At 39.3% G+C, this 24,754-nt stretch carries 26 protein-coding genes; 23 read left to right on the top strand and 3 right to left on the bottom strand.

Going from position 1 to position 24,754, the window contains the following annotated elements; genetic code table 11:
- Window positions 1-39 precede the first annotated feature (39 nt).
- The 5 genes from ACYQ73_RS12475 to ACYQ73_RS12455 all read left to right on the top strand — a co-directional run bounded on the left by ACYQ73_RS12475 (window position 40) and on the right by ACYQ73_RS12455 (window position 4,441).
- Window positions 40-651, top strand: coding sequence for a stage II sporulation protein R (locus ACYQ73_RS12475; protein ID WP_460012787.1), 612 nt, complete (start codon window positions 40-42; stop codon window positions 649-651).
- A 101-nt stretch (window positions 652-752) separates the two neighbouring features.
- On the top strand, window positions 753-1,787 hold the full coding sequence (locus tag ACYQ73_RS12470; RefSeq protein ID WP_460012786.1) for an L-threonylcarbamoyladenylate synthase: 1,035 nt from the start codon (window positions 753-755) through the stop codon (window positions 1,785-1,787).
- Window positions 1,788-2,191: 404 nt separating this feature from the next.
- Window positions 2,192-2,689, top strand: coding sequence for a manganese efflux pump MntP (locus ACYQ73_RS12465; RefSeq protein ID WP_460012785.1), 498 nt, complete (start codon window positions 2,192-2,194; stop codon window positions 2,687-2,689).
- A gap of 19 nt (window positions 2,690-2,708) precedes the next feature.
- Complete coding sequence (locus tag ACYQ73_RS12460) at window positions 2,709-3,149, top strand: low molecular weight protein arginine phosphatase (protein ID WP_460012784.1); 441 nt, start codon at window positions 2,709-2,711, stop codon at window positions 3,147-3,149.
- A gap of 8 nt (window positions 3,150-3,157) precedes the next feature.
- The gene (locus ACYQ73_RS12455) at window positions 3,158-4,441 is read left to right on the top strand and encodes a methyl-accepting chemotaxis protein (RefSeq protein WP_460012783.1); all 1,284 of its coding nucleotides are present in this window, start codon (window positions 3,158-3,160) and stop codon (window positions 4,439-4,441) included.
- 66 nt (window positions 4,442-4,507) lie between these two features.
- On the opposite strand, the gene ACYQ73_RS12450 is transcribed toward ACYQ73_RS12455, so the two are convergent.
- On the bottom strand, window positions 4,508-6,013 hold the full coding sequence (locus ACYQ73_RS12450) for a hypothetical protein (protein WP_460012782.1): 1,506 nt from the start codon (window positions 6,011-6,013) through the stop codon (window positions 4,508-4,510).
- 326 nt (window positions 6,014-6,339) lie between these two features.
- On the opposite strand from ACYQ73_RS12450, the gene rpiB reads away from it, so the two are divergent.
- The 3 genes from rpiB to glyA all read left to right on the top strand — a co-directional run bounded on the left by rpiB (window position 6,340) and on the right by glyA (window position 8,728).
- Window positions 6,340-6,777: a ribose 5-phosphate isomerase B gene (gene rpiB / locus ACYQ73_RS12445; protein WP_400725737.1), complete on the top strand. Its 438-nt coding sequence runs from the start codon at window positions 6,340-6,342 to the stop codon at window positions 6,775-6,777.
- A 106-nt stretch (window positions 6,778-6,883) separates the two neighbouring features.
- Complete coding sequence (locus ACYQ73_RS12440) at window positions 6,884-7,426, top strand: TIGR01440 family protein (protein ID WP_460012781.1); 543 nt, start codon at window positions 6,884-6,886, stop codon at window positions 7,424-7,426.
- A 60-nt stretch (window positions 7,427-7,486) separates the two neighbouring features.
- The gene (gene glyA / locus ACYQ73_RS12435; RefSeq protein ID WP_460012780.1) at window positions 7,487-8,728 is read left to right on the top strand and encodes a serine hydroxymethyltransferase; all 1,242 of its coding nucleotides are present in this window, start codon (window positions 7,487-7,489) and stop codon (window positions 8,726-8,728) included.
- 20 nt (window positions 8,729-8,748) lie between these two features.
- Here glyA and ACYQ73_RS12430 read toward each other — a convergent pair whose 3' ends face one another.
- Entirely contained in the window at window positions 8,749-8,955 is a 207-nt protein-coding gene (locus tag ACYQ73_RS12430; protein ID WP_460012779.1) for a hypothetical protein, read from the bottom strand.
- Between the two features lie 481 nt (window positions 8,956-9,436).
- Between ACYQ73_RS12430 and ACYQ73_RS12425 the strand changes: the two genes are divergently transcribed.
- Both ACYQ73_RS12425 and upp read left to right on the top strand, forming a co-directional pair.
- On the top strand, window positions 9,437-11,590 hold the full coding sequence (locus ACYQ73_RS12425) for an EAL domain-containing protein (protein ID WP_460012778.1): 2,154 nt from the start codon (window positions 9,437-9,439) through the stop codon (window positions 11,588-11,590).
- Window positions 11,591-11,716: 126 nt separating this feature from the next.
- On the top strand, window positions 11,717-12,346 hold the full coding sequence (upp, locus tag ACYQ73_RS12420; RefSeq protein ID WP_460012777.1) for a uracil phosphoribosyltransferase: 630 nt from the start codon (window positions 11,717-11,719) through the stop codon (window positions 12,344-12,346).
- Window positions 12,347-12,368: 22 nt separating this feature from the next.
- On the opposite strand, the gene ACYQ73_RS12415 is transcribed toward upp, so the two are convergent.
- Window positions 12,369-12,512 (bottom strand): hypothetical protein, encoded by a 144-nt coding sequence (locus tag ACYQ73_RS12415; protein ID WP_460012776.1) that lies wholly within the window; start codon window positions 12,510-12,512, stop codon window positions 12,369-12,371.
- 254 nt (window positions 12,513-12,766) lie between these two features.
- On the opposite strand from ACYQ73_RS12415, the gene wecB reads away from it, so the two are divergent.
- The 13 genes from wecB (at window position 12,767) to spoIID (ending at window position 24,730) form a co-directional block, all read left to right on the top strand.
- Entirely contained in the window at window positions 12,767-13,888 is a 1,122-nt protein-coding gene (wecB, locus tag ACYQ73_RS12410) for a non-hydrolyzing UDP-N-acetylglucosamine 2-epimerase (RefSeq protein WP_460012775.1), read from the top strand.
- A gap of 518 nt (window positions 13,889-14,406) precedes the next feature.
- A complete protein-coding gene (locus ACYQ73_RS12405) occupies window positions 14,407-14,778 on the top strand; it encodes an ATP synthase subunit I (RefSeq protein WP_197139682.1) in 372 nt (123 codons plus the stop codon).
- 36 nt (window positions 14,779-14,814) lie between these two features.
- Window positions 14,815-15,537 carry a F0F1 ATP synthase subunit A gene (gene atpB / locus ACYQ73_RS12400; RefSeq protein WP_460012774.1) on the top strand — a complete coding sequence of 241 codons (723 nt, stop codon included), beginning with the start codon at window positions 14,815-14,817 and terminating at the stop codon, window positions 15,535-15,537.
- A 66-nt stretch (window positions 15,538-15,603) separates the two neighbouring features.
- Window positions 15,604-15,816, top strand: a complete 213-nt coding sequence (gene atpE / locus ACYQ73_RS12395; protein WP_049668022.1) for a F0F1 ATP synthase subunit C — start codon at window positions 15,604-15,606, stop codon at window positions 15,814-15,816.
- Between the two features lie 173 nt (window positions 15,817-15,989).
- On the top strand, window positions 15,990-16,511 hold the full coding sequence (atpF, locus tag ACYQ73_RS12390) for a F0F1 ATP synthase subunit B (RefSeq protein ID WP_132360364.1): 522 nt from the start codon (window positions 15,990-15,992) through the stop codon (window positions 16,509-16,511).
- A complete protein-coding gene (locus ACYQ73_RS12385) occupies window positions 16,508-17,044 on the top strand; it encodes a F0F1 ATP synthase subunit delta (RefSeq protein WP_142509184.1) in 537 nt (178 codons plus the stop codon). The genes atpF and ACYQ73_RS12385 overlap by 4 nt, the downstream gene beginning before the upstream one ends.
- A gap of 28 nt (window positions 17,045-17,072) precedes the next feature.
- Window positions 17,073-18,581, top strand: coding sequence for a F0F1 ATP synthase subunit alpha (gene atpA, locus ACYQ73_RS12380; protein ID WP_370044621.1), 1,509 nt, complete (start codon window positions 17,073-17,075; stop codon window positions 18,579-18,581).
- Between the two features lie 47 nt (window positions 18,582-18,628).
- A complete protein-coding gene (gene atpG / locus ACYQ73_RS12375; RefSeq protein WP_053484440.1) occupies window positions 18,629-19,486 on the top strand; it encodes an ATP synthase F1 subunit gamma in 858 nt (285 codons plus the stop codon).
- Between the two features lie 49 nt (window positions 19,487-19,535).
- The gene (gene atpD, locus ACYQ73_RS12370; RefSeq protein ID WP_053484439.1) at window positions 19,536-20,951 is read left to right on the top strand and encodes a F0F1 ATP synthase subunit beta; all 1,416 of its coding nucleotides are present in this window, start codon (window positions 19,536-19,538) and stop codon (window positions 20,949-20,951) included.
- Window positions 20,952-20,975: 24 nt separating this feature from the next.
- A complete protein-coding gene (locus ACYQ73_RS12365) occupies window positions 20,976-21,383 on the top strand; it encodes a F0F1 ATP synthase subunit epsilon (protein ID WP_268636088.1) in 408 nt (135 codons plus the stop codon).
- A 97-nt stretch (window positions 21,384-21,480) separates the two neighbouring features.
- Window positions 21,481-21,720: a DUF1146 family protein gene (locus ACYQ73_RS12360; protein ID WP_460012773.1), complete on the top strand. Its 240-nt coding sequence runs from the start codon at window positions 21,481-21,483 to the stop codon at window positions 21,718-21,720.
- A 573-nt stretch (window positions 21,721-22,293) separates the two neighbouring features.
- Window positions 22,294-23,607 (top strand): UDP-N-acetylglucosamine 1-carboxyvinyltransferase, encoded by a 1,314-nt coding sequence (gene murA / locus ACYQ73_RS12355; RefSeq protein ID WP_460012772.1) that lies wholly within the window; start codon window positions 22,294-22,296, stop codon window positions 23,605-23,607.
- 202 nt (window positions 23,608-23,809) lie between these two features.
- Window positions 23,810-24,730 carry a stage II sporulation protein D gene (gene spoIID, locus ACYQ73_RS12350; protein ID WP_460012771.1) on the top strand — a complete coding sequence of 307 codons (921 nt, stop codon included), beginning with the start codon at window positions 23,810-23,812 and terminating at the stop codon, window positions 24,728-24,730.
- Window positions 24,731-24,754: the final 24 nt, after the last annotated feature.

Here is a 24,754-nt window from a genome sequence, read left to right as displayed (position 1 = left end):
CTACTTCTTGCCCACAATGTTGAGCAAGGAGGGATTTTTATGTTAAACGAATACAAGATTATTAGATTACCTAAACGAAATATCATTCTAGCTTTTGCAAGATTAGTATTTATTGCGATTGCTTTACAATTATGTGTTTTATATATTCCAACATTAGTAGGTTTTGCGAAAGCGTCTATCAATCATGAGCAAGAAAATGATTTTCGTATACGCGTTATTGCCAATAGCAATACGACTCAGGATCAGCTTGAAAAAGAACAGCTTGTCAAAAATTTAAAGCCCTATTTTACGCAAGTAGTAGCTAGTGCGGGAGCTAAAACTGTGGATAACGAGCAAATACTTTTATTAAAACAAAAAATTGAAACAGAAATAAAAGAAAATTATCCACAGCTGGATACACAAGTTGTACTTGGGGATAACTTATTTCCACCAAAGAGAAAGGACGCTGTACTTTATCCACAAAATTTGTATCATTCGATTGTCGTGAAAATCGGTGATGCACGTGGTGATAACTGGTGGTGTAGCGTATTCCCATCAATTTGTGAGCCTGATAAAGTAGAAGCGAAAGAAGAAGTAAAAGAAGAAGTGAAAGAAGAGAAGGAACACGTTACATTTTTTATATGGGAATGGATTAAAGGTTTTTTTGAATGAATTGTTCACGAATTCAGACAACTTATGCACAATTTTTAATAAGTTATAAACATTATGTGGATAATTCAGTAAAAAAGAATAATTGAAGGAAGGTTTTAATTATGGAAACCGTTTGCAAGATTGTGGATAGTAATGTGAATAGTCAGACAAATTATACACAAGCTGTGGATATCTTAAATGCAGGTGAGGTCGTGGCATTTCCAACAGAAACGGTTTATGGCCTAGGAGCTGTTGCAACAAATGACACGGCAGTCAAAAAGATATTTGAAGCAAAAGGTCGTCCTTCTGACAATCCGCTAATTGTCCACATTGGCACGCAAGAGGAAGCTGGACTTTATATAGAGCATATTTCTGAAGTAGCCAAAAAATGCATGGATTTATTTTGGCCGGGTCCACTGACACTTGTCATGCCCGTTAAGCCAAATGTGCTAGCGGACAGTGTGACAGCTGGTCTATCGACTGTCGGCATTCGTATGCCGGATCATCCAGTTGCGCTTGCCTTACTGCAACAATTAAAAAAGCCACTTGCTGCGCCGAGTGCTAATCGTAGTGGAAAGCCAAGTCCTACAGAAGCAATACATGTTCAGGATGATTTGGGAGGGTACATACCTTATATTTTAGATGGAGGCTCTACTGGGATTGGACTCGAATCCACAGTGTTAGATGTTACACACGAACCTCCAGTAATTTTGCGTCCAGGCGGAATTACGAAGGAAATGTTAGAGGCTAAGATTGGTCAAGTACTGCAACCTTCAAAAATAGAGCAGAAATTAGAAGCTACCCCAAAAGCCCCTGGTATGAAATATACACACTATGCTCCTAACGCCCCTGTGCTATTAATTGAATGTGATTTGGATAAAGTCCATGAGGCTGTACATCAATTACAAAAACAAGGACATAAAGTAGCGTTACTTGCACCAGCTAGCTTTGTTGACAGCAAAGCTGATTTTTATTTCTCTGTAGGAGAGGCCGGTAGTAAAGAAGAAATGGGTGCGACATTGTATCATGCTCTAAGAGCTTGCGATAAAACAACAGCTACAATTATCCTGGCGACAACTACATCCACTGAAGGTGTAGGGGCTGCAATTATGAATCGTCTTGAGAAAGCAGCCGGAGGAAAATGGTATACTCGTTAATAAAATACCTACAAAAATAGTATGCTAGAAGTAACTTCTGGCATGCTATTTTTGTATTCAAGATAAAGTGAATCTTTAACATCATCCCCACTGATTATTAGTCTTCACCAATCGGGCTTTTACGGGCAGTGAATCTCTCTGGAAGTGAGGGGGGGAATCGTGTACCAGACGCTTCGCTTTCGGTACAGAATAATTACTGCCCGTTAAAGCGGGATAAAAATCTGCTTAGACTTTTATACTTGATCTATAGCTGTAGTAAGCCTAGCAAGTTTTTACTATAAATGAAGGTGATTGTTTATTGTTGGAGTGACTTTTAACACTTAGTTGTAAGGAAAATGTATTATGATAATACTGTATTTTCGAGCATAAAATGATAAAATATTAGAGAGCGAAGGAGTGCTTTCTTGCAGGGAATTCTTGCAGGTATAATAACGTCTGTAGATGTGATTGGCTTATATGTATTAATGCCAAATGTTAGATACCGATTTTTTTTATCAGTTTGGACAGCTGCATTGCACATGCTTTTCCCGTTATTAGGTTTTGAATTAGGACACTTTTTAGTGCATTTACTCTTAGAGTGGGGACAATGGATTTCAAGTATTTTATTATTTTGCATGGGCTTGCATTTACTATTATTTTCGCGAAAAGATGAAAAGGCTACAATTTCACCAATACTTTTAGCTGTGACTGCAAGCCTAGACGCCTTTTCAGTAAGTGTTTCTTTTGGTATGCTACACTTAGAGGAAGCAGTATTTATTATAAGTGCAGGTGTTAGTGCACTTATTTGTTCTTATGGGTCATTAGTCATTGCCAGTAGAAGTCAAGTCTTGCTCGGGAATAAACTTCAAATAATTACAGGTGTTTTTTTAATCATTATGAGTGTACTAGCTATCCGGCAATAGAAAAAGGAGGGTGATAAGTATGAAAATACTATTTGTTTGCACCGGAAATACTTGTCGCAGTCCCATGGCAGAGGTTATTTTAAAACATAAACAAACTGACAATGTTGAGGTCCGTTCAGCGGGCATTTATGCCATGCCAAATGCGGAGATGTCTGCACATGCACAACAAGTATTATATGAAGCAAATATGACGCATCAGCATTTAGCAACACAATTATCAAAAATTGAAATGGAGTGGGCAGATTTAATTTTAACAATGACAACAGCTCACAAAGATACAATTATTGCTAATTATCCAAATGCAGAACAAAAAGTTTTTACTTTAAAAGAGTATACAAGCGAAGGTAGCGTAGGAAATGTTGTAGATCCTTACGGTGGTAGTAAAGAAATATATAAAGAAACATTTGCAGAATTAACGGAATTGGTAGAACGATTAGTAAAAAAAATTGAAGAGAATTGAGGGTCTCTATGAAAAAACAGTTTGGCTTACGACTTAAACTAGTATTATTTGTCGGTATTCTTGCACTAATCACATACAGTATTAGTTTTATATTTATCGAATATTTACAACCTACCTTCTTCCCAGAAATTGATCGTAAACTGTTTGAAATTTTTACTTATCTGTCAGGGATTGCGTGGTCATGTATTCTGGCTGGAATTTTCAGTGTAATCTTAATTAAACCTTTACAGCAACTCGAAAATTCAGCTTCTCGTGTAGCGGAAGGGAAAATTGGTCAAGATGTAGAAATGCCGAAAACAAGTGATGAGATTCGTTCTGTTGCAGAGGCATTCCAACAAATGGTGTTGAATTTAAGAGGAATGGTGGAAAGTATAGATAATAACTTCCAGCAGACTAATCAATCTATTATCCAACTATCTGATGAAGCAGCTGTTGCAACAAAAAAAGCAGAGAATATTGCTTCTACAGTAAAGCATATTTCTTCTGGTGCAGAGACATCTGCTACGGCAGTCCAAGATACAGCTGAAGCAATTGAAGATGTACGAGCTCTCGCGACAGAAGTTAATAGTAGAGCAGAAGCATCAGCAACACAATCTAAAGAGATTTTACATAATTTAACGACAACAACAAAAGCAATCGAAACATTAGTGAATAGTATTCAGCAAATCGCGGCTGGCAATACTGAGGCATTAGAAAGCATTCGTCTATTAGAGGAAAATGCTGGGCAGGTAGAGCGTATCATTAGCTTAGTTGGCGATATTGCAGCACAAACAAATTTACTAGCATTAAACGCTTCGATTGAAGCAGCGCGTGCTGGTGAACATGGCAAAGGTTTTGCCGTTGTAGCTGAAGAAGTTCGTAGTTTAGCGGATGAAAGTGCGAAGGCGGTACAGGGCATTACTTCTCTTATTCAATCCATGCAACAAAACGTTGAAATTGTTGTAAAACAAATGAATCAACAGGTGACATTTGCGACAAAAGAAGCTGCACGTGTATCAGAAACAACGACAGAAGTAGAAGGAATGTCTTCAAGTGTACATGAAATGGCGACAGCGATTGTCGAAATTTCTACACTTATTGAGCAGCAAATGCATAACATTGAAACAACTGCTCGTCAATCTCAAGAAGTTGCAGCCATTGCTCAAGAAACATCAGCGAGTGCACAAGAAGTTCATAGTGCAGCAGAAGAACAAGCATACGCAATTGAACAAGTAGAAAAACTAGCAGAAGGTTTAAAGAAACAATCAGAAGAGCTGCATAAAATGATTCAACAATTTGATAGACAAGCATAAATATGATTTTAGACTGTAGCAAACTCGGGTGGGTATCGAGTTTGCTACAGTTTTTTTTATGTCGTATTAAGACTTGTGGCATGGTGCCTGTAGAGATGAAAGTGGCGAGATGGAAGAGCTGAAGTGAAAGAAGCCTACAAAGCGGCGGATAGAAGAGAGCAGTGACGGATAAAACTGCCGGAGCGACGGATAGAGAGAGGAAAGCGACGGAAAGAAAAGCCAAAAGTGAAGGATAGCCCGCCAAGCGACGGAAAGAGGAGCGGCAACGACGGAAAGAACTGCTGAAGCGACGGATGGAGAGAAAAAACCGACGGAAAGAAAAGCCGAAGTGAAGGATAGCCCACCAAGCGACGGAAAGAGGAGCGGCAACGACGGAAAGAACTGCTGAAGCGACGGATGAAGAGAAAAAACCGACGGAAAGAAAAGCCGAAGTGAAGGATAGCCCGCCAAGCGACGGAAAGAAGTGCGGCAACGACGGAAAGAAATGCCGAAGCGACGGATAGAGGAGCGGCAACGACAGAAAGAACTGCTGAAGCGACGGATGGAGAGAAGAAGCCGACGGAAAGAAGAGCCGAAGTGAAGGATAGCTCGCCAAGCGACGGAAAGAGGAGCGGCAACGACGGAAAGAACTGCTGAAGCGACGGATGAAGAGAAGAAACCGACGGAAAGAAGAGCCGAAGTGAAGGATAGCCCGCCAAGCGACGGAAAGAAATGCCGAAGCGACGGAAAGAAAAGCCAAAGTGAAGGATAGCCCGCCAAGCGACGGAAAGAGGAGCGGCAACGACGGAAAGAACTGCTGAAGCGACGGATAGAGAGAAGAAACCGACGGAAAGAAGAGCCGAAGTGAAGGATAGCCCACCAAGCGACGGAAAGAGGAGCGGCAACGACGGAAAGAACTGCTGAAGCGACGGATAGAGAGAAGAAACCGACGGAAAGAAGAGCCGAAGTAACGGATAGCCCGCCAAGCGACGGAAAGAAGTGCGGCAACGACGGAAAGAAAAGCCGAAGCGACGGATGAAGAGAAGAAACCGACGGAAAGAAGAGCAGAAGTGAAGGATAGCTCGCCAAGCGACGGAAAGAGGAGCGGCAACGACGGAAAGAACTGCCGAAGCGACGGATAGAGAGAAGAAACCGACGGAAAGAAGAGCAGGAGTGAAGGATAGCCCACCAAGCGACGGAAAGAGGAGCGGCAACGACGGAAAGAAAAGCCGAAGCGACGGATGGAGAGAAGAAACCGACGGAAAGAAGAGCCGAAGTGAAGGATAGCCCGCCAAGCGACGGAAAGAGGAGCGGCAACGACGGAAAGAAAAGCCGAAGCGAAGGATAGCCCGCCAAGCGACGGAAAGAAGTGCGGCAACGACGGAAAGAAAAGCCGAAGCGACGGATAGAGAGAAGAAACCGACGGAAAGAAGAGCAGGAGTGAAGGATAGCCCACCAAGCGACGGAAAGAGGAGCGGCAACGACGGAAAGAAAAGCCGAAGCGACGGATGAAGAGAAGAAACCGACGGCAAGAAGAGCTACATCGACGGATAGAACATCAAAAAAGAAAGCTTCACATCCATTACGCCACACTCGCATTTTGCAAAGAATCCCTCTATAGTGCTAACTACTGGCAATACATAGAAAAAATATTAATATAGCATGTCCACTGCAATTGCAAAGGTAAAAAATTTTAGAAGTTAGAATATTGTAACAAAAGACCATTATCCGAATTTATCAACATGATATTCACAATATCCACAGGTAAATGAGATTAAAAGTGAATGATTTTGTTCGTTCTTACAAGAAATGTTCGTCTTTTAGGAGAAATCAGCATAAAAATGCAAGAAAAATCATGTTATTCTTGAGATAGAAGTGGTACACTAGTGTTGACTATAATATCGAAATGAGGGAACCCAGTGAGAATAGCAATTTCTTCTGATCACGGAGGCAATAACTTACGTCGTGAGATTATGCAGCTGTTAGATGAGCTACATATTAGCTACGAAGATTTTGGTCCACAATCTGCGGATTCAGTAGACTATCCTGATTATGCAAAACCAGTTACTGAAGGTGTTGCTAGCGGGGAATTTGATAAAGGTATTTTAATTTGTGGTACAGGCATTGGTATGTCCATTGCTGCAAATAAAATTAAGGGGATTCGTTGTGCTTTAGTGCATGATTTATTTAGCGCAAAAGCAACGCGTTGCCACAACGATTCAAATGTTTTAGCAATGGGTGAGCGTGTTATTGGGCCAGGCCTTGCACGTGAAATCGCTAAAGTATGGCTTGAAACAGATTTTGAAGGTGGTCGTCATACGCGACGCATTGAAAAAATCGCTGAGCTTGAGCAATAAGAAAAGCAATTAAGTTTGTTAACATATGTCCTAAGCTAGAAAGTTTCGTCAAAGAGTGCTTTTTAGCTGTTGGACATAAATATTAGAAATAAAGGGGCTGAGCATAGTGGTTGTTCAACAAATACGAACACATTTGACTCAGTTACTCAGTGAATTTGAAGAGCAGGTAACCCTACGACCAAATACTATTTTTGTTGTAGGTTGCTCGACATCTGAAGTGATTGGTCAGAAAATTGGCACAGCAGGCGCGCTTGAAATTGGAGAGGCGATTTTTGAGCCGTTGCAGGCATTTGCAAAGAAACATCAACTACATCTAGCGTTCCAGGGCTGTGAGCATATTAATCGTGCTATTACAATGGAAGCAACAACGGCAGATCAATATGGTTATGAACCAGTAACAGTTGTACCAGTTCGTACAGCAGGCGGTTCGATGTCTGCTTATGCATTTACGCAATTTACAAATCCAGTTGTTGTGGAAACTGTGCAAGCAAATGCAGGGATTGACATTGGTCAAACACTTATAGGTATGCATTTAAAGGCAGTAGCTGTTCCAGTTCGTACTTCTGTGCGAATGGTAGGAGAAGCAGTTGTGACAATTGCAACAACACGTCCAAAGCTGATTGGCGGAGAACGTGCAGTATATAAATAAAATTACCTCTGAAATCAGTGGTATACAAAGAATGATTATACTTAGGAGGCTTTTTCAAACATGGCATACGAAAAATTAGCGGTACAAGACAAAGCAGTATTAGACGGAATTCTTGCGGAAAAAAAACGTCAACAAGCAAATATTGAGTTAATCGCATCAGAAAACTTTGTATCTGAAGCAGTAATGGAAGCACAAGGTTCTGTTCTAACAAATAAATATGCTGAAGGTTATCCAGGTAAACGCTACTATGGCGGCTGTGAACACGTAGATGTTGTGGAAGATATCGCACGTGATCGTGTGAAAGAAATCTTTGGAGCAGAATATGCAAACGTACAACCACACTCTGGTGCACAAGCAAACATGGCTGTATACCACACTATTTTAGAACCAGGTGATACTGTACTTGGTATGAACCTATCTCATGGTGGTCACTTAACACATGGATCTCCTGTAAACTTCTCAGGTATTCTATATAACTTCGTTGAATATGGCGTAACAAAAGATACGCAAGTAATCGATTATGAAGATGTACGCCAAAAAGCGTTAGAACATAAGCCAAAACTAATTGTTGCAGGTGCATCTGCCTACCCACGAGAAATCGATTTTGCTAAATTCCGTGAAATCGCTGATGAAATAGGAGCATATTTCATGGTGGATATGGCGCATATCGCTGGTCTTGTAGCTGCTGGTGAGCACCAATCACCAGTGCCATACGCTGATTTTGTGACATCTACAACACATAAAACATTACGTGGCCCACGTGGTGGTTTAATCCTTGCTTCGAAAGAATGGGAGCAAAAGCTTAACAAATCTGTATTCCCAGGTATCCAAGGTGGACCATTAATGCACGTAATCGCTGCAAAAGCTGTAGCATTCGGTGAAGCATTACAACCAGAATTCAAAGAGTATGCAAAGCAAATTAAAGCTAATGCAAAAGCTTTAGCAGAAGTATTAATTGCAGAAGGTGTTGAAATTGTATCTGGTGGTACGGATAACCACTTGTTACTTCTTAATGTGAAATCTCTTGGCCTAACAGGAAAAGTAGCAGAGCACGCACTTGACGAAGTAGGCATTACAACAAATAAAAATACAATTCCTTACGATACAGAATCTCCATTCGTAACTTCTGGTATCCGTATTGGTACACCGGCAGTAACATCTCGTGGCTTCAATGAAGAGGACATGAAAGAAGTAGGTGCCATTATTGCTACGGTTCTTAAAAATCCAGAAGATGAAGCAGTAAAAGCTGAAGCGAAAGCTCGCGTAAAAGCATTAACTGACAAACATCCATTATACGTATAATCTAATAGATAAGGCTGTGGTTAAAGTGATAAATACACTTTAACCACAGTTTTTTTTTGCAATTGTCTGTAGTGAAGTCTGGGCGATTTTTTGAGGATTAGCGTCACAGATGAGCCGTGGAGCGGGGCAATATCCTGTGATAATTCCTCGTGACCCACTTCATATTGTTGCCGTTGCCGCTCCGCTTTCGCGCAGATAAAACCTTGTTGCTGTCGCTTCGCTTTCACACAGACAAAACCCTTTTGCTGTCGCTTCGCTTTCGCACAGAAATATGTTATCCAAAGTGGAACGAAAATCGACCATACGTTTCGGTGGTGAGCTATTTTTCGCTAATTTGGAAATAAAATACTCTCATTTTTGAATTTATTTACATAAACTTAGTAAGAAAGGATATATTATATAGTAGAGAGACAGATAATGTCCTGTATCGTTTTCATAAAAGTGACAAAATATTGAATGTTTATATACAATGTAAGAGAGATTTAACTTCTTTTCAGCAGATGTTTTAGTAGCGAAAGCGAAGCATCAGCTACAATTATTATTTTCTGTAGCGAAAGCAAAGCGCCGGATACAGAAGTCTCACACCTCTATAGGTGGTGAGATAAATGCGGATTTAAGTTACTTTTCAGCGAGTGTCCCAACACCTGCTGAATAGAAGACGCAATTATGCCGAGGCATATTGATAGAGATAAAGGGAGGAGGGGCAGAATGACTACTAAAACAATGATCATAGAACATGAAATGCTATTAAATACAATTCGAAGGTTAGGTGATAATTCTAAAGAAAGTTACGTTATTTTTGATGCAACAAATAACCATTGCATAGTAGAATGTAATGATTCTTTTTGTGCACTTACAAATACTACTCGTTCGCAAATAATAAATAACGATTATTTTTCATTGATGTCAAACGAAGAACAGACAACTATTGAAATGATTAAAGATAAAATACATAGCGGAGTCATAGTACAAGCAAAATTGCACCATAGTTGCTTCGATAAATCTCCTTTTTGGGCAGAGATACAAGCACTCCCATTTCAAAATAATAAAAATGAAACATTATTTGTCCTAGTAGTTGTGAAGGATGTTACTTACTATCATACCGAAGAATTTTTAATGCGCCTTGAGAAAACTATGTACGAAGCGATTGAAAAGGACTATTCCTTTGATAAAAAGATGAGTGTTATTTGCAGTAGTCTAGATGAATTTTTTATGCCGAACATGTCAAGTATGGTACTTGTCAAAACAGAGGCAGATCAATTACAAATTTTTAAAGGGAACGACAAAATAAAAGGTTTGCCGGAGCGTTGTGATAACAAAGAATTTTTTAAGAGAGTTATGCAAGAGGAGACATCTATTCTAGTTAAGAGTTTGGATGAAATTGATATTCCAATAGAACATAAAATGTTTGCTAATTCATCTGAAATGCCATTTGGATGGTTTATGCCAATATACAATCAACAACATCAAGCAATTGGATTGTTCGCAATGTTTTTAAGGCAACATTCTAGTACTGACCTAAAGTCTTTTGAATCTATGTTCCGAAAAATCGGTGCCCTTGTTGCATTGGCCAACTCATATGCAAAAGTACAAAAAAAGATATGTGATTTAGCCTATATCGATATTACAACGGGGCTGCCCAATCGACATGGTTTTTTAAACAAGGTAGAAAAAGAATACGGTCAAAATGGTAATATCAAAATCTTAAAGCCAAGTGAATTCCATCAAATTGTCGAATTATATGGTCGTGAAGCGGGAGATGAACTTTTAAGACAAATTGCTAAACGTTTAAATGAAGAGAAGCATGATTATAACGAATATATTGCTAGATTTACAAGTTCTAGTTTAATCATTGCAAATGCGGCATCCGATGAAGATTTCTTCTATTATAAGAGGCGTATAAAAGAGATTATTCGTCAGCCCTTTATTGTGGGTGGAAAGCAAATTTATATTACACTTAAAACTGGAATTGCTTTATATAGCAATGACATAAAAATTGCTGATGCGATTCGCTTTGCAGATAATGCTGTATCGTTTGCTGCCAATAAACCAGGCACTCATATGGAAATATTTACTCAAGAAAGAAATGATGTGCTCGAGCAGCAAATGACAGTGTTAAATCATTTGGCACAAGCAATAAAAAATAAAGAAATCTCGGTGAATTTACAGCCAAAGGTTGATTTACGGACAGGTGAGATTCAAAGTATTGAAGCGCTTGCCCGCTGGATTTCGCCAAAACTCGGTTTCGTGTCACCGGCAATTTTTATTCCTGTGGCAGAAAGTGCAGGAAAGGTACGAGAAATAGATAATCAAATATTAGAGATTGTTCTTTCCTGGCTAGCAGAGCGCAAAAGATTAGGGAAACAATTAGTGAAAGTAGCAGTAAATATTTCGCCTAATCATTTTTACTATGCTAATTTCGTACAGGATACACTGGAGCTCGTTCGGAAATACGATATTGATCCGAGATATATCATTTTAGAAGTAACTGAAAATATTGGACTAGTTGATTTTCAGACTGCTTTTTCTATTATTCAGGAATTAAAGGAGTATGGCTTTAAAACTTCGGTGGACGATTTTGGAACAGGTTTTTCATCACTAAGTTATTTACAAAGACTACCGTTTACTGAAATGAAAATAGATCGAAGCTTTATTAATGATATAAATGATGCAGCTACACTTGCTATTGTGCGATCCATTATTCAATTAGCATTAAACTTAGGAATGACTTCAGTTGCAGAAGGTATTGAAAATAAAGAGCAGGTTGAAATTTTACGTGCACTCGGCTGTACAGTAGGACAAGGTTATTTCTATTACAAGCCGATGACAATAGAACAGTTAGATGCAATACTCGATAAATAATCGCTAGTATATGTAGCAAACATTCTTGAAAAGGAGTTGTCCCAAATTTATTTTTGAGACGACTCCTTTTTTCTGTTATACTAGGTGAGATAAAAATGAAATCCGAACGGTTAGGAGAGAATCCCTTTGAGCAAAGTATACGTATTTGATCATCCACTAATCCAACACAAGTTAACTTATATTCGTGATAAGAATACAGGAACAAAAGAATTTCGTGAGCTAGTAGACGAAGTTGCAACATTAATGGCATTCGAAATTACACGTGATATGCCAGTAGAGGAAATTGAAATTGAGACACCTGTTACAGTTGCTAAAACAAAAGTACTTTCTGGTAAGAAAATTGCGATTGTACCGATTTTACGTGCAGGTATTGGCATGGTAGATGGCGTATTAAATCTAATTCCAGCAGCTAAAGTTGGTCATATCGGTCTTTATCGTGATCCAGAAACGTTAAAACCTGTAGAATACTATGCAAAACTTCCTGCAGATGTAGAAGAACGTGATTTCATCATTGTAGACCCAATGCTTGCAACAGGTGGATCGGCAGTGGAAGCGATCAACTCACTGAAAAAACGTGGTGCGAAAAGCATTAAATTTATGTGCTTAATCGCTGCGCCAGAGGGTGTAAAAGAAATTCAAGAACAGCATCCAGGTGTAGATATTTATATTGCTGCACTTGATGAAAAACTAAATGACCATGGCTACATTGTTCCTGGTCTAGGTGATGCAGGCGACCGCCTATTTGGTACAAAATAACACTGAACACTATTCAATGGTATTAACAAGATTCAACAACGGAAAATAGGGATGACATTTTGTTAAAACGTATATCATGATGATAAGTTGATTGGAGTGGAGACTGGGCGACTCCTAGGGGATCAGCGTCACAGATGAGACCCTGGAGCGAAGCGAAGCGGCTCATCGGACGCCCCCAGAAAAGCGCCCAGTCGTAACGGAAATCAACCTACGTTATGATGATAAGCCGTGAAAATAGGTTCAGTATGTAATTTTTAGGAAACTTATAATTTTTGGGAGCGTCCTTCAATATTGAAGGACGTTTCATAGTATGTTAGGCGAATTACTTCTCTTAAAGTTCGACACTTGCCTCATATGACGCAAATCAATGGAAGTAAAGCACTTTTCATACAAATATAACAAAGGACGGTGCAAATCGTTTTGACGAAAAAATGGAAAGTAATGACGATTTTCGGTACGAGACCAGAGGCTATTAAAATGGCCCCACTAGTATTGGAATTACAAAAGCATCCTGAGCAAATAGAATCGATTGTGACGGTAACAGCCCAACATCGCCAAATGCTCGATCAAGTTTTAGAAACATTTAAAATAACACCAGACTACGATTTAAACATTATGAAGGATCGTCAAACATTAATTGACGTGACGACTAATGCATTACAAGGCTTAGACAAAGTCATGAAAGAAGCAAAACCGGATATTGTTTTAGTCCATGGCGATACAGCAACAACTTTCATTGCAAGTCTAGCTGCATTTTATAACCAAATTGCAATCGGCCATGTGGAAGCAGGTCTTCGAACTTGGAATAAGTATTCACCATACCCAGAGGAAATGAACCGCCAGTTAACAGGTGTTATGGCTGACCTTCATTTCGCACCAACGGAAGTATCAAAGAAAAACCTTTTAGATGAAAATAAAAATTCTGACACTATTTTTGTTACTGGTAACACAGCTATCGATGCATTAGCCACAACAGTAAATGAACACTACACACACCCTGTGCTAGAAAAAATAGGATCAGATCGTATGATTTTATTAACAGCACATCGTCGTGAAAATCTAGGAGAGCCTATGCGTCATATGTTTAGAGCGATTACTAGAATTTTAGCAGAGCATGAGGATGTACAAGTTGTTTACCCAGTTCATATGAACCCAGCTGTACGAGAAATAGCAAATGAGATTTTAGGAGATCATAAGCGTGTACATTTAATTGAACCTCTTGAGGTCTTTGATTTCCATAACTTTGCGGCTAATTCTTATATGATTTTAACCGATTCAGGTGGCGTCCAAGAAGAAGCCCCTTCATTAGGTAAACCAGTTTTAGTACTTAGAGATACAACAGAGCGCCCAGAAGGTATTGCTGCAGGGACTCTAAAGCTAGCAGGCACGGAAGAAGAAACAATCTACTCTCTAGCTAAGCAATTGCTAGAAGATTCAACTGCCTATGAAGCTATGGCAAAAGCATCCAACCCTTATGGTGATGGACATGCTTCTGAACGTATTGTGAAGGCTCTTTTAGAGTTTTTACAAAAAAGCAAGTAATATCCCTTTTCGGAAATGAAAAATGAGTCTAATGTACTAATTGTGATGAGTGAGCTAATTTGCGAGCATAAATGTGTCGTGAATTAGCTTTTTTTTGCGCAAACGTGAACATTGATTTTAAAGCTATGAATTTTCATACACAAATTTGTCAACAATTTGACAAGAGTATAGTGGCTGTGAAGTTTTTCTCCTTTACTAATTGACTTCAAATATCTCCTATTGTATGCTTACAAAGGGTAATAATGATAAGGGTTTCAAATCGTAAATAGAGGTTGAAACACTTGTTATATCAAGTTTCTACTAAATTGACAGTTCAAACCATAAACTGTCGATTTGCAACGTTTTGTGCGTTTCGGGGTGTAAGATATTTTTTGGGATTTACACCTGTAATTTCAAAATGACGCTCTCCCGTTACTATTCCGCTGTGAGTAGTGTTTTTCACTGCTCTTTTCTGATTTCACATAGTGGTCAGCAAACGTTTCTTTACTCGAAAAAATGATTCAGGAGATTACAAACCAATGCTAGATTTGCATCACATTTTTGCTGTGCAGAAGAGAGCGTTATTTTTTTTGCTCGCACTCTGTGCATTAGGCTGGGGATTTACACCCTATCAGACGGTTTTTGCGGGCATCGCAATCGGTGCATTCTTTGGTACGTATAATTTTTGGATTTTAGTTCGCCGTATGGAGAAGTTTGATAGATCCATTAGTGAAGGGAAGAAAATAGGCTCACTTGGGACAATGCTTCGCTTTGGATCAGGTGTAGCGGCAGTCGCTTTAGCCATTTCGTTGCCAAACTATTTTCACTTAATTAGCACGGTCATAGGGCTAATGATTCCGTACGTTTTTCTCTTTGTCGAGAGAATTGTGTCACATGTAAGGAACCGCTAATGTGCTTTAAATTAGAAAGAGAGGTGAAAAATAACAATGAATCATGAAGCTCCATTACAAGTAGTTGATTTTGGGTTGTTTAAGCTAACATTCAACCTTTCAACTGTGATGATGTTACTAGTTGCGGCTGTAATCGTTTTCTTAATCGCATTTATCTCAACTAGAAGCCTTAAGCTAAAACCTACAGGTATGCAAAACTTTATGGAATGGATTATGGATTTCGTAAAGAACATCATCAAAAGCAACATGGACTGGAAAACTGGTGGACGATTCCATATTTTAGGTATCACGTTAATTATGTTTATCGCTGTATCTAACTTATTAGGTCTTCCATTCTCTATCGCTTATAACGGCGAACTTTGGTGGAAATCTCCTACAGCTGACCCAACTGTTACAATGACGCTTGCAGTAATGATTTTAGCCTTAACACATTTCTATGGTATTAAAATGAAGGGGACAGGCCATTATGTTGGTACATTCTTCAAACCAATGTCATTTATGTTTCCGCTAAAAATCGTTGAAGAGTTTGCGAACACTTTAACATTAGGTCTTCGTCTTTACGGTAACATTTATGCGGGTGAGATTCTACTTGGCTTAATCGCAAGTTTAGCTGTTACGGGTCCAGTTGGATTCATCGGAGCAATTGTTCCAATGATGGCATGGCAAGGTTTCTCTATTTTCATCGGCTTTATCCAAGCCTTTATCTTCACAATGTTAACAATGGTTTACATGGCTCATAAAGTGAGCGATGACCATTAATATAAAGCATACACTTTATGCTTGAACCAAAAAAAAAACAAACAATTCCAAGGAGGAAATTTTCAAATGGGTTTATTAGCAGCAGCAATCGCAATCGGTCTAGGTGCACTTGGCGCAGGTATCGGTAACGGTCTTATCGTTTCAAAAACAGTAGAAGGTATCGCTCGTCAACCAGAAGCACGTGGCGTTCTTCAAACTACAATGTTCATCGGGGTAGCATTAGTTGAAGCCCTACCAATCATCGCAGTAGTAATCGCATTCATCGTAATGAACAAATAATTCAGTTGTACACTGAATTCTAGTGGCGAAGCAGGAATCTTCAGATGAAACTTCGCCCTTCATTTTGGAACGGATAAAAGCTATGTGTAAATATAGCTTTTTAAAATAGGAAGTTTCTCAAGTAACTAAATTATTATGTTGAAGTCAAAGCTCTTGAAGGGAGTGAAACAATCGTGTTTTTAGATAATCTTGTACTAGGCAACGCTAGTCCTGGTTTCAATAGTGGTGATATCGCCGCAACATTAGTTATCTTCTTATTACTAATGCTATTACTTAAAAAGTTCGCTTGGGGTCCACTTATGGGCATCATGCAACAACGTGAAGAATTAGTAGCTAGTGAAATCGAAGCAGCTGAAAAAGCTCGCAAAGATTCTCACCAATATTTAGAAGAACAAAAGAGCCTTCTTAAAGAAGCTCGTACGGAAGCACAATCGATTGTTGAGGGCGCTAAGAAGCAAGGCGAAATGCAAAAAGAAGAAATTCTTACTGCAGCTCGCAATGAAGCAAACCGCTTAAAAGAATCGGCTTTACGTGAAATTGAGTCTGAAAAAGAAAAAGCTATTGCAGCTGTACGTGATGAAGTCGTTTCATTATCTGTACTTGCAGCATCTAAAGTCCTTAGCAAAGAGATTTCTGAGGCAGACAACCGTGCTCTAATTGAAGAGACGATTGCGAAGGCAGGGGAAGCTCGATGAGTAATTCAACTGTAGCAAAACGTTACGCTCAGGCGCTTTTTGAATTAGCGCAACAAAAAAACATTCTTGCTGAAGTTGGAGCAGACTTAAACGAGCTAACAAAAGTAGTCAAAGAATCTCCTGATTTTTTAACACTATTAAATGCTCCTAAGTTCTCTATCGAACGTAAGAAACAAATGGTAGCTGAAATCTTTGCAAGTGCAACTCCAGAGGTTTTACACACAGTTCAACTACTTGTTGAGAAAAAACGTGTAAACGAAGTGAAGCTTATTGCGAACGCATATGCTGAGCTTGCTGCACAGGCACAAGGTTCTGCAGATGCAACAGTATTCTCTACTCGTGCACTTTCTGCTGAAGAAAGCGCTAATATTTCTACAACATTTGCGAAACTTGTAGGGAAACAAACATTAAACATTACAAACGAAATTGATCCATCACTTCTTGGTGGTATTCGTGTTCAAATCGGTAATCATATTTATGATAGCTCAGTAGCGAACAAGCTTGAGCGCCTAAAACGTGAATTAATCGGTTAATAATTTAGAAATGTGAGAGGTGACATACATGGGCATCAAGGCTGAAGAAATCAGCAGTCTGATTAAACAACAGATTGAGAATTATGAATCTGAACTTAAAGTAAGCGAAGTTGGTACAGTTATCCGTATTGGTGACGGTATCGCTCTTGCTCATGGCCTCGACAACGCCATGGCTGGAGAACTTCTAGAGTTCTCTAACGGTGTTATGGGTATGGCTCAAAACCTAGAAGAAGGTAACGTTGGTATCGTAATCTTAGGTCCATACGCTGACATCAAAGAAGGCGATGAAGTTCGTCGTACAGGTCGTATCATGGAAGTACCAGTTGGTGAAGAACTAATTGGCCGTGTTGTAAACCCACTTGGTCAACCAGTGGATGGACAAGGTCCAATCAACACAACAAAATCTCGTCCAATCGAAAGTCCAGCTTTCGGTGTAATGGCTCGTAAATCAGTACACGAACCACTACAAACTGGTATCAAAGCGATTGACGCTTTAGTACCAATCGGTCGTGGTCAACGTGAGTTAATCATCGGTGACCGTCAAGTAGGTAAAACATCTGTAGCAATCGATACAATCTTAAACCAAACTGGTGAAAATATGATTTGTATCTATGTTGCTATCGGTCAAAAAGAATCAACTGTACGTGGTGTAGTTGAAACGTTACGTAAGCACGGTGCATTAGATTATACAATCGTTGTAACTGCTGCTGCATCTCAACCAGCTCCATTACTATACTTAGCACCATTTGCTGGTGTTTCTATGGCAGAAGAATTCATGTTACAAGGTAAGCACGTATTAATCGTGTATGATGATCTTTCTAAACAAGCATCAGCTTACCGTGAACTTTCACTTCTTCTACGCCGTCCTCCAGGTCGTGAAGCATACCCTGGTGACGTTTTCTACTTACACAGCCGCTTACTTGAACGTGCTGCGAAGTTAAACGAAACATACCAAAATGGTTCTATTACAGCTCTTCCATTCGTTGAGACACAAGCTGGGGATATCTCTGCATACATCCCAACTAACGTAATCTCAATCACTGATGGACAAATTTTCTTACAATCTGACTTATTCAACTCAGGTGTACGTCCAGCGATTAACGCCGGTCTTTCTGTATCACGTGTAGGTGGATCTGCTCAAATTAAAGCAATGAAAAAAGTTGCGGGTACACTACGTCTTGACTTAGCTGCATTCCGTGAACTTGAATCATTTGCTCAATTCGGTTCTGATTTAGATAAAATCACACTAGCTAAACTTGAGCGTGGTAAACGTACGGTTGAAGTTCTTAAACAAGACCTAAACAAACCACTTAAAGTTGAAAAGCAAGTTGCTATCCTTTATGCATTAACTAAAGGTCACTTAGATGATATTCCAGTACAAGATATCGTTCGTTTCGAAGGTGAATTCTTAAGCTGGTTAGATACAAACCACACAAACGTTTTAGATCATGTTCGTACTACAAAAGAGCTTGCTCCTGATGCTGATTACGTAGCAGCTTTAACTGAGTTCAAAAAAACTTTCGCTAAATCAGAATAAGTTCGAGCTAGTCACTTGATTAAAAAACAAAAGGTGGTGAAATACCAGTGGTAAACTTACGCGAAATTAAAGGTCGTATTAATTCTACAAAGAGTACGAAACAGATTACGAAAGCGATGCAGATGGTTTCTTCTTCCAAGTTACGTCGTGCAGAGCAAAACGCTAAAGCGTACGTTCCTTACATGGAAAAAATCCAGGATGTAGTAGGCGCGATCGCTTCAGGAACAAAAGACAGTGGACATCCAATGTTAACTGCTCGTCCTGTTAAGAAAACAGCTTACTTAGTCATTGGTTCTGACCGTGGTCTTGCAGGTGCTTACAACTCAAGTATCCTACGTCAAGTACAACGTACAATTGACGAGCGTCATAAATCAAAAGACGAATACGTTATTTTAGCGGTAGGTCGAGTTGTTCGTGACTACTTTGTGAAACGTGATCATAATGTCATCAGCGATGTTGTCGGTCTTCCGGACCAACCATCATTTGCTGATATTAAAGAAATCGCTCGTAAAGCTGTTGGTATGTTCACTGATGGTACGTATGATGAACTTTATATGTACTACAATCACTTTGTCAGCGCTATTGCTAGCGAAGTGACAGAGAAAAAACTTCTTCCATTAACGGATCTTGCACCTGCTAGCAGTAATGCTTCTTACGAATTTGAGCCATCTGGTGAAGCAATTCTTGAAGTATTACTTCCACAATACGCGGAAAGCTTAGTTTACGGCGCATTATTAGATGGAAAAGCAAGTGAACATGCTTCTCGTATGACGGCTATGAAAAATGCAACTGATAATGCATCTGATCTTATTTCAGACCTTTCATTGCAATATAACCGTGCGCGTCAAGCGGCGATTACACAAGAAATTACAGAAATCGTTGGTGGAGCTGCAGCCTTAGAATAGGCCCAGCTTCCCAATGTCGTATAAGAATACGATAGGAGGATACACAGTAATGAATAAAGGACATGTTATTCAAGTAATGGGTCCAGTTGTTGACGTAAAGTTTGACAATGGCCAATTACCAGCAATCTATAACTCATTAACAGTTAAGATTGAACGTCCTAATGAAGAACCAACAATTCTTGCATTAGAAGTTGCTCTTCATTTAGGTGATGATTCTGTTCGTACAATTGCAATGTCATCTACTGATGGCTTACAACGTGGAGCAGAAGTAACAGACTCAGGAAAAGCTATCTCAGTACCAGTTGGTGAAGTTACTTTAGGTCGTGTATTCAACGTACTTGGAGAAGTAATCGACTTAGGCGAAGAGATTCCAGCTGACGTTCGTCGTGATTCAATTCACCGCGAAGCACCAGCTTTCGATGAACTTTCAACTACAGTTGAAATTCTTGAAACAGGTATCAAAGTAGTAGACTTATTAGCACCATATATCAAAGGTGGTAAAATCGGTCTATTCGGTGGTGCCGGTGTAGGTAAAACTGTATTAATCCAAGAATTAATCAACAACATCGCACAAGAGCACTCAGGTATCTCTGTATTCGCTGGTGTAGGTGAGCGTACTCGTGAAGGGAACGACTTATTCTTCGAGATGAGCGATTCAGGCGTTATCAAGCAAACAGCGATGGTATTCGGTCAAATGAACGAGCCACCAGGTGCACGTATGCGTGTAGCTTTAACTGGTCTTACAATGGCAGAATACTTCCGTGATGAGCAAGGTGCTGACGTACTTTTATTCATCGACAATATCTTCCGTTTCACACAAGCAGGTTCTGAGGTTTCTGCCCTATTAGGTCGTATGCCTTCGGCGGTAGGTTACCAACCAACACTTGCAACTGAAATGGGTAAATTACAAGAACGTATCACATCTACTAACAAAGGTTCTGTAACTTCTATTCAAGCGATCTATGTACCAGCCGATGACTATACTGACCCGGCTCCGGCTACAACTTTCGCCCACTTAGATGCAACTACTAACCTTGAGCGTAAATTATCAGAAATGGGTATCTACCCTGCGGTTGACCCATTAGCTTCGACTTCTCGTGCTTTATCACCAGAAATCGTAGGCGCTGAGCACTACGCAATCGCTACTGGTGTACAACGTACAATCCAACGTTACCGTGAATTACAAGATATCATTGCTATCTTAGGTATGGATGAATTATCTGATGAAGATAAACAAACAGTAGAACGTGCTCGTCGTATTCAATTCTTCTTATCTCAAAACTTCCACGTTGCGGAACAATTTACTGGTCAAAAAGGTTCTTATGTACCTGTTAAAGAAACTGTTCGCTCATTCAAGGAAATCCTTGATGGCAAATGGGATCACCTACCAGAAGACGCTTTCCGTCTAGTTGGATCTATTGATGAAGTAGTTGAAAAAGCGAAAAGCATGGGCGTAGAGGTTTAATACTAGGGACGAGGAGGAAAAAATATGAAGACAGTTCTAGTCAATATTGTCACTCCCGACGGCCCAGTATACGATTCTGAAGTATCAATGGTAATCGCTAAAACAACTTCAGGTGAAATCGGTGTTCTTGCAGGCCATATTCCTATGGTTGCTCCACTTGCTATTGGTGCAGTGAAGCTTAAAAAAGAAAACGGTTCAACTGAACTAGTTGCTTTAAGCGGTGGTTTCATTGAAGTTCGCCCTGAAAAAATCTCAATTTTAGCTCCGTCTGCTGAAATTGCTGAAAGCATCGATGTTAAACGTGCTAAAGAAGCCGTTAAACGTGCTGAAGGTCGTCTTCAAGGTAAACAAGATAACATTGATTTCAAACGTGCTGACCTAGCATTAAAACGTGCGTTGAATCGTATCAACGTTCATGAGGGTAATATCTAATTCAAATTTTAACGGGCAGATTCAACATCTGTCCGTTTTTTAACATTATGCTACCGTTTGAGCGTATCGCTAGAGGAATCAATATGGAGGAACCAATATGGAAATATATGAGGCAATAGGGCAGGAAGCTTTAATAGGGATTTTATCGCATATATTTTTTATCGCTATTACTTTTTATGCACTACAAGCGTTTATGCTAGAAAAAATTTTTAAGAAGAATAAAGTTTTTCAAATCCAATTAATTTATATTTTAGTGAGTATTGCGATAGGATCAGCCGTTTCTAATTTCTTTCTGCAAATTTCAAACTGGTCAGGGAAGCTTCCATATTTATTTTAATAGCCCCTTATTACTATCTTTACGTTAGTAATTGAATCTACATGTTTCACAGGGCTTTATAACATAATTTATGCGGTCCTTTGAAATATGTAAAAATTAGTTTAACTTTTTTCAGCAGATGTTTTTTGTAGCGAAAGCAAAGCGTCAGCTACAGATGTTTTTCGTAGCGAAAGCAAAGCATCAGCTACAATTATTTATGTACCGAAAGCAGCTTAGCGACGGGTACAGAAGTCTCCCATCTCTTAAGGTGATGAGATGAATTCGGACGCAATTATTCCTCGGAATAATTGATATAAATCCATTAGATTTGGTTTTTGTTCACAATTCTATGGGTAAATATTAGAAAATTAACGCTTTTCTTCCGTGTTATTGGTCATTCACAAAAAAAAAAATCATGCGTACAATAAATAAATAGCAAAATATCAATAAATGACGTAAAATAGTGATTTGGATGCTTGAACGAGCGTAAGAAAAGTTGTACTATAGAGTTGTTTGTTTACTGATTATGACATTATACTTCTTTTTAAAATAAAATTTTGATAGATTAATAGATTGAATTCGGAGGGACATAGGGTGGAAAAAATAATAGTGACTGGCGGCCAAAAGCTACAGGGAAAAGTGCGCGTAGAGGGCGCAAAAAATGCGGTGTTACCAATCCTAGCAGCGGCTTTACTTGCTTCTAAAGGAGAAAATGTAATTAAAGAAGTCCCTAACTTAGCAGATGTCTTTACTATAAATGAAGTACTAAAAAGTTTAAATGCGGCAGTTACATATATACCTGAGGACAATACAGTATATATAGATACAACAAAAGAACTTTCTAGTGAAGCTCAATTTGAATTTGTTAGTAAAATGCGTGCTTCGATTTTAGTGATGGGTTCTTTACTTGCTCGAAATGGCTATGCTCGTGTTGCTTTACCTGGGGGCTGTGCAATCGGTTCCCGTCCAATTGAGTTACATTTAAAGGGTTTTGAAGCTATGGGGGCAAAAATTTCTTTTGGTCATGGATATGTAGAGGCGAAGGCAGAAGGACGTTTAAAAGGCGCAAATGTGTATTTGGACTTCCCTAGCGTTGGAGCAACTGAAAATATTATGACAGCTGCAGCCTTAGCGCAAGGAACAACTGTAATTGAAAATGCTGCAAAAGAACCTGAAATTGTAGATCTTGCAAACTTCATTAATAATATGGGTGGTCGTGTCATCGGTGCAGGTACGAATACGATTCGTATCGAAGGAGTCGATACATTATATGGAACAGAACATCATATTATTCCTGACCGAATTGAAGCTGGCACATTTATGGTTGCAGCAGCAATTACAAAAGGGGATGTAACGATTGAAAATGCTGTTCCTGAACATATGACAGCATTAATTGCAAAAATGCGTGAAATGGGTGTAGAAATAACTGAGCTAGATGAAGGAATCCGTGTACGCGCTCCTAAAACATTAAAAGCTGTTGATATTAAAACTATGCCACATCCAGGCTTCCCGACAGATATGCAATCTCAAATGATGGCCTTAATGTTAACTGCTGAAGGTACGAGTATTATTACGGAAACGGTATTTGAAAATCGTTTTATGCATGTTGAGGAGTTCCGTCGCATGAATGCCGGTGCTAAAATAGAAGGACGTTCTGTGTTTATCGAAGGGCCTGTAAATCTTCAGGGTGCTGAAGTAATGGCGACTGATTTACGAGCTGCGGCTGCACTAATTTTAGCAGGTCTTGTATCAGAAGGTGTGACTAGAGTGACAAAGCTTCATCATTTAGATCGCGGTTATGTCGATTTCCATGGCAAGCTGGCTGCACTTGGCGCACAAATTGAACGTGTACCAGTTGAGGAAGTTATCATTAAAGAGAAAGCAACTGTTGAATTACCAGCAAACTAAATAAATTTATAAACCCTTTGCTTACGAGCAGAGGGTTTTTTCGTTGTTGAGCGCTTTAGCACATTTGTTTAGTTTTATCGGAATGATTTCGAGATTTATCGGAACAATTTTATATTTTATCGGAACGTTGTCGCTACACTTTCGTCAACGTCCACATATTTTGAAGAATTCTAGCATATTATTCCTTATGAAAAAATGGATAATGAGTATAGGCATAATTTGTTTGATTGGAGCATTATATATGCTTCCTGTGGCATTTGGTGAGAGACTTACGGTTAAGGATTCGCCTGCAACAACAGAACAAGCTTGTGAAATATTCATAGAAGTGGAGGGACAACAGGAGAAAATCCCTTTAGAAACTTACGTAACTGGTGTGGTAGCTGCAGAAATGCCTGTTTCATTTAAAGAAGAAGCTTTAAAGGCGCAAGCTATTGCAGCGAGGACATACGCGTTGAAATCGACAAATTACGGTAAAATAGCTATCGCTCCTACTGTTGCTAGACAAGTTTTTTACAATAAGGAGCAAAGAAAAGCGAATTGGACTAGCAATTTCCCGGGGAATGAAAAGAAAATTGTCGAGGCTATTAATGAAACGAAAGGACAAGTTCTTCTATATAATAATGAATTAATTACGGCAATGTTTCATTCTACGAGCAATGGGAAAACTGAAAGTGCCTACGATTTTAGTGGCAATGATGTCCCTTATTTACAAAGTGTTGCGAGTAATTCGGATCTAACATCACCAAAGTTTTCAGCGATGAAAGAATGGACATTAGCTGAATGGAATGCACTGTGGCCTGTTAAATGGCAGGTAAGTGACTTCAGCCGTGTACAGCTTTTTTTTAATGATTCAGGACGTGTTGAGCGCATGCAGTTAGGTAAGAATGTATGGTCAGGACGAGAAGTACGAACACTTTTAGAAATATCATCAACGGATTTTAAAATTGACTATAATTCTGCCGCTGGAAAAGTGCAAGTGAGTACGAAAGGATACGGGCACGGGGTAGGAATGAGTCAATATGGAGCAGAGGCTATGGCAAGTGATGGGAAAACTGCTGACGAAATTTTACACTATTATTATCAAGATATTGAAATAAAAAAGATAGATGCATGTTTAAAATAACTTCTAGTTGTTCACACTGCAACT

The organism is Lysinibacillus sp. CTST325, assembly GCF_054665055.1.
The sequence above is the reverse complement of the archived record's forward strand: the minus strand, read 5'-3'. Positions and strand labels throughout refer to the sequence as shown.

Bases quoted from the DNA above. Each gene is read 5' to 3' on its own strand.
- ACYQ73_RS12475 (WP_460012787.1), top strand. From the start codon at position 40: ATGTTAAACGAATACAAGATTATTAGATTACCTAAACGAAATATCATT.
- ACYQ73_RS12470 (WP_460012786.1), top strand. From the start codon at position 753: ATGGAAACCGTTTGCAAGATTGTGGATAGTAATGTGAATAGTCAGACA.
- ACYQ73_RS12460 (WP_460012784.1), top strand. From the start codon at position 2,709: ATGAAAATACTATTTGTTTGCACCGGAAATACTTGTCGCAGTCCCATG.
- ACYQ73_RS12455 (WP_460012783.1), top strand. From the start codon at position 3,158: ATGAAAAAACAGTTTGGCTTACGACTTAAACTAGTATTATTTGTCGGT.
- glyA (WP_460012780.1), top strand. From the start codon at position 7,487: ATGGCATACGAAAAATTAGCGGTACAAGACAAAGCAGTATTAGACGGA.
- ACYQ73_RS12425 (WP_460012778.1), top strand. From the start codon at position 9,437: ATGACTACTAAAACAATGATCATAGAACATGAAATGCTATTAAATACA.
- ACYQ73_RS12415 (WP_460012776.1), bottom strand. From the start codon at position 12,512: ATGAGCCGCTTCGCTTCGCTCCAGGGTCTCATCTGTGACGCTGATCCC.
- ACYQ73_RS12405 (WP_197139682.1), top strand. From the start codon at position 14,407: ATGCTAGATTTGCATCACATTTTTGCTGTGCAGAAGAGAGCGTTATTT.
- atpB (WP_460012774.1), top strand. From the start codon at position 14,815: ATGAATCATGAAGCTCCATTACAAGTAGTTGATTTTGGGTTGTTTAAG.
- atpE (WP_049668022.1), top strand. From the start codon at position 15,604: ATGGGTTTATTAGCAGCAGCAATCGCAATCGGTCTAGGTGCACTTGGC.
- ACYQ73_RS12385 (WP_142509184.1), top strand. From the start codon at position 16,508: ATGAGTAATTCAACTGTAGCAAAACGTTACGCTCAGGCGCTTTTTGAA.
- atpA (WP_370044621.1), top strand. From the start codon at position 17,073: ATGGGCATCAAGGCTGAAGAAATCAGCAGTCTGATTAAACAACAGATT.
- atpD (WP_053484439.1), top strand. From the start codon at position 19,536: ATGAATAAAGGACATGTTATTCAAGTAATGGGTCCAGTTGTTGACGTA.
- ACYQ73_RS12365 (WP_268636088.1), top strand. From the start codon at position 20,976: ATGAAGACAGTTCTAGTCAATATTGTCACTCCCGACGGCCCAGTATAC.
- ACYQ73_RS12360 (WP_460012773.1), top strand. From the start codon at position 21,481: ATGGAAATATATGAGGCAATAGGGCAGGAAGCTTTAATAGGGATTTTA.
- spoIID (WP_460012771.1), top strand. From the start codon at position 23,810: ATGAGTATAGGCATAATTTGTTTGATTGGAGCATTATATATGCTTCCT.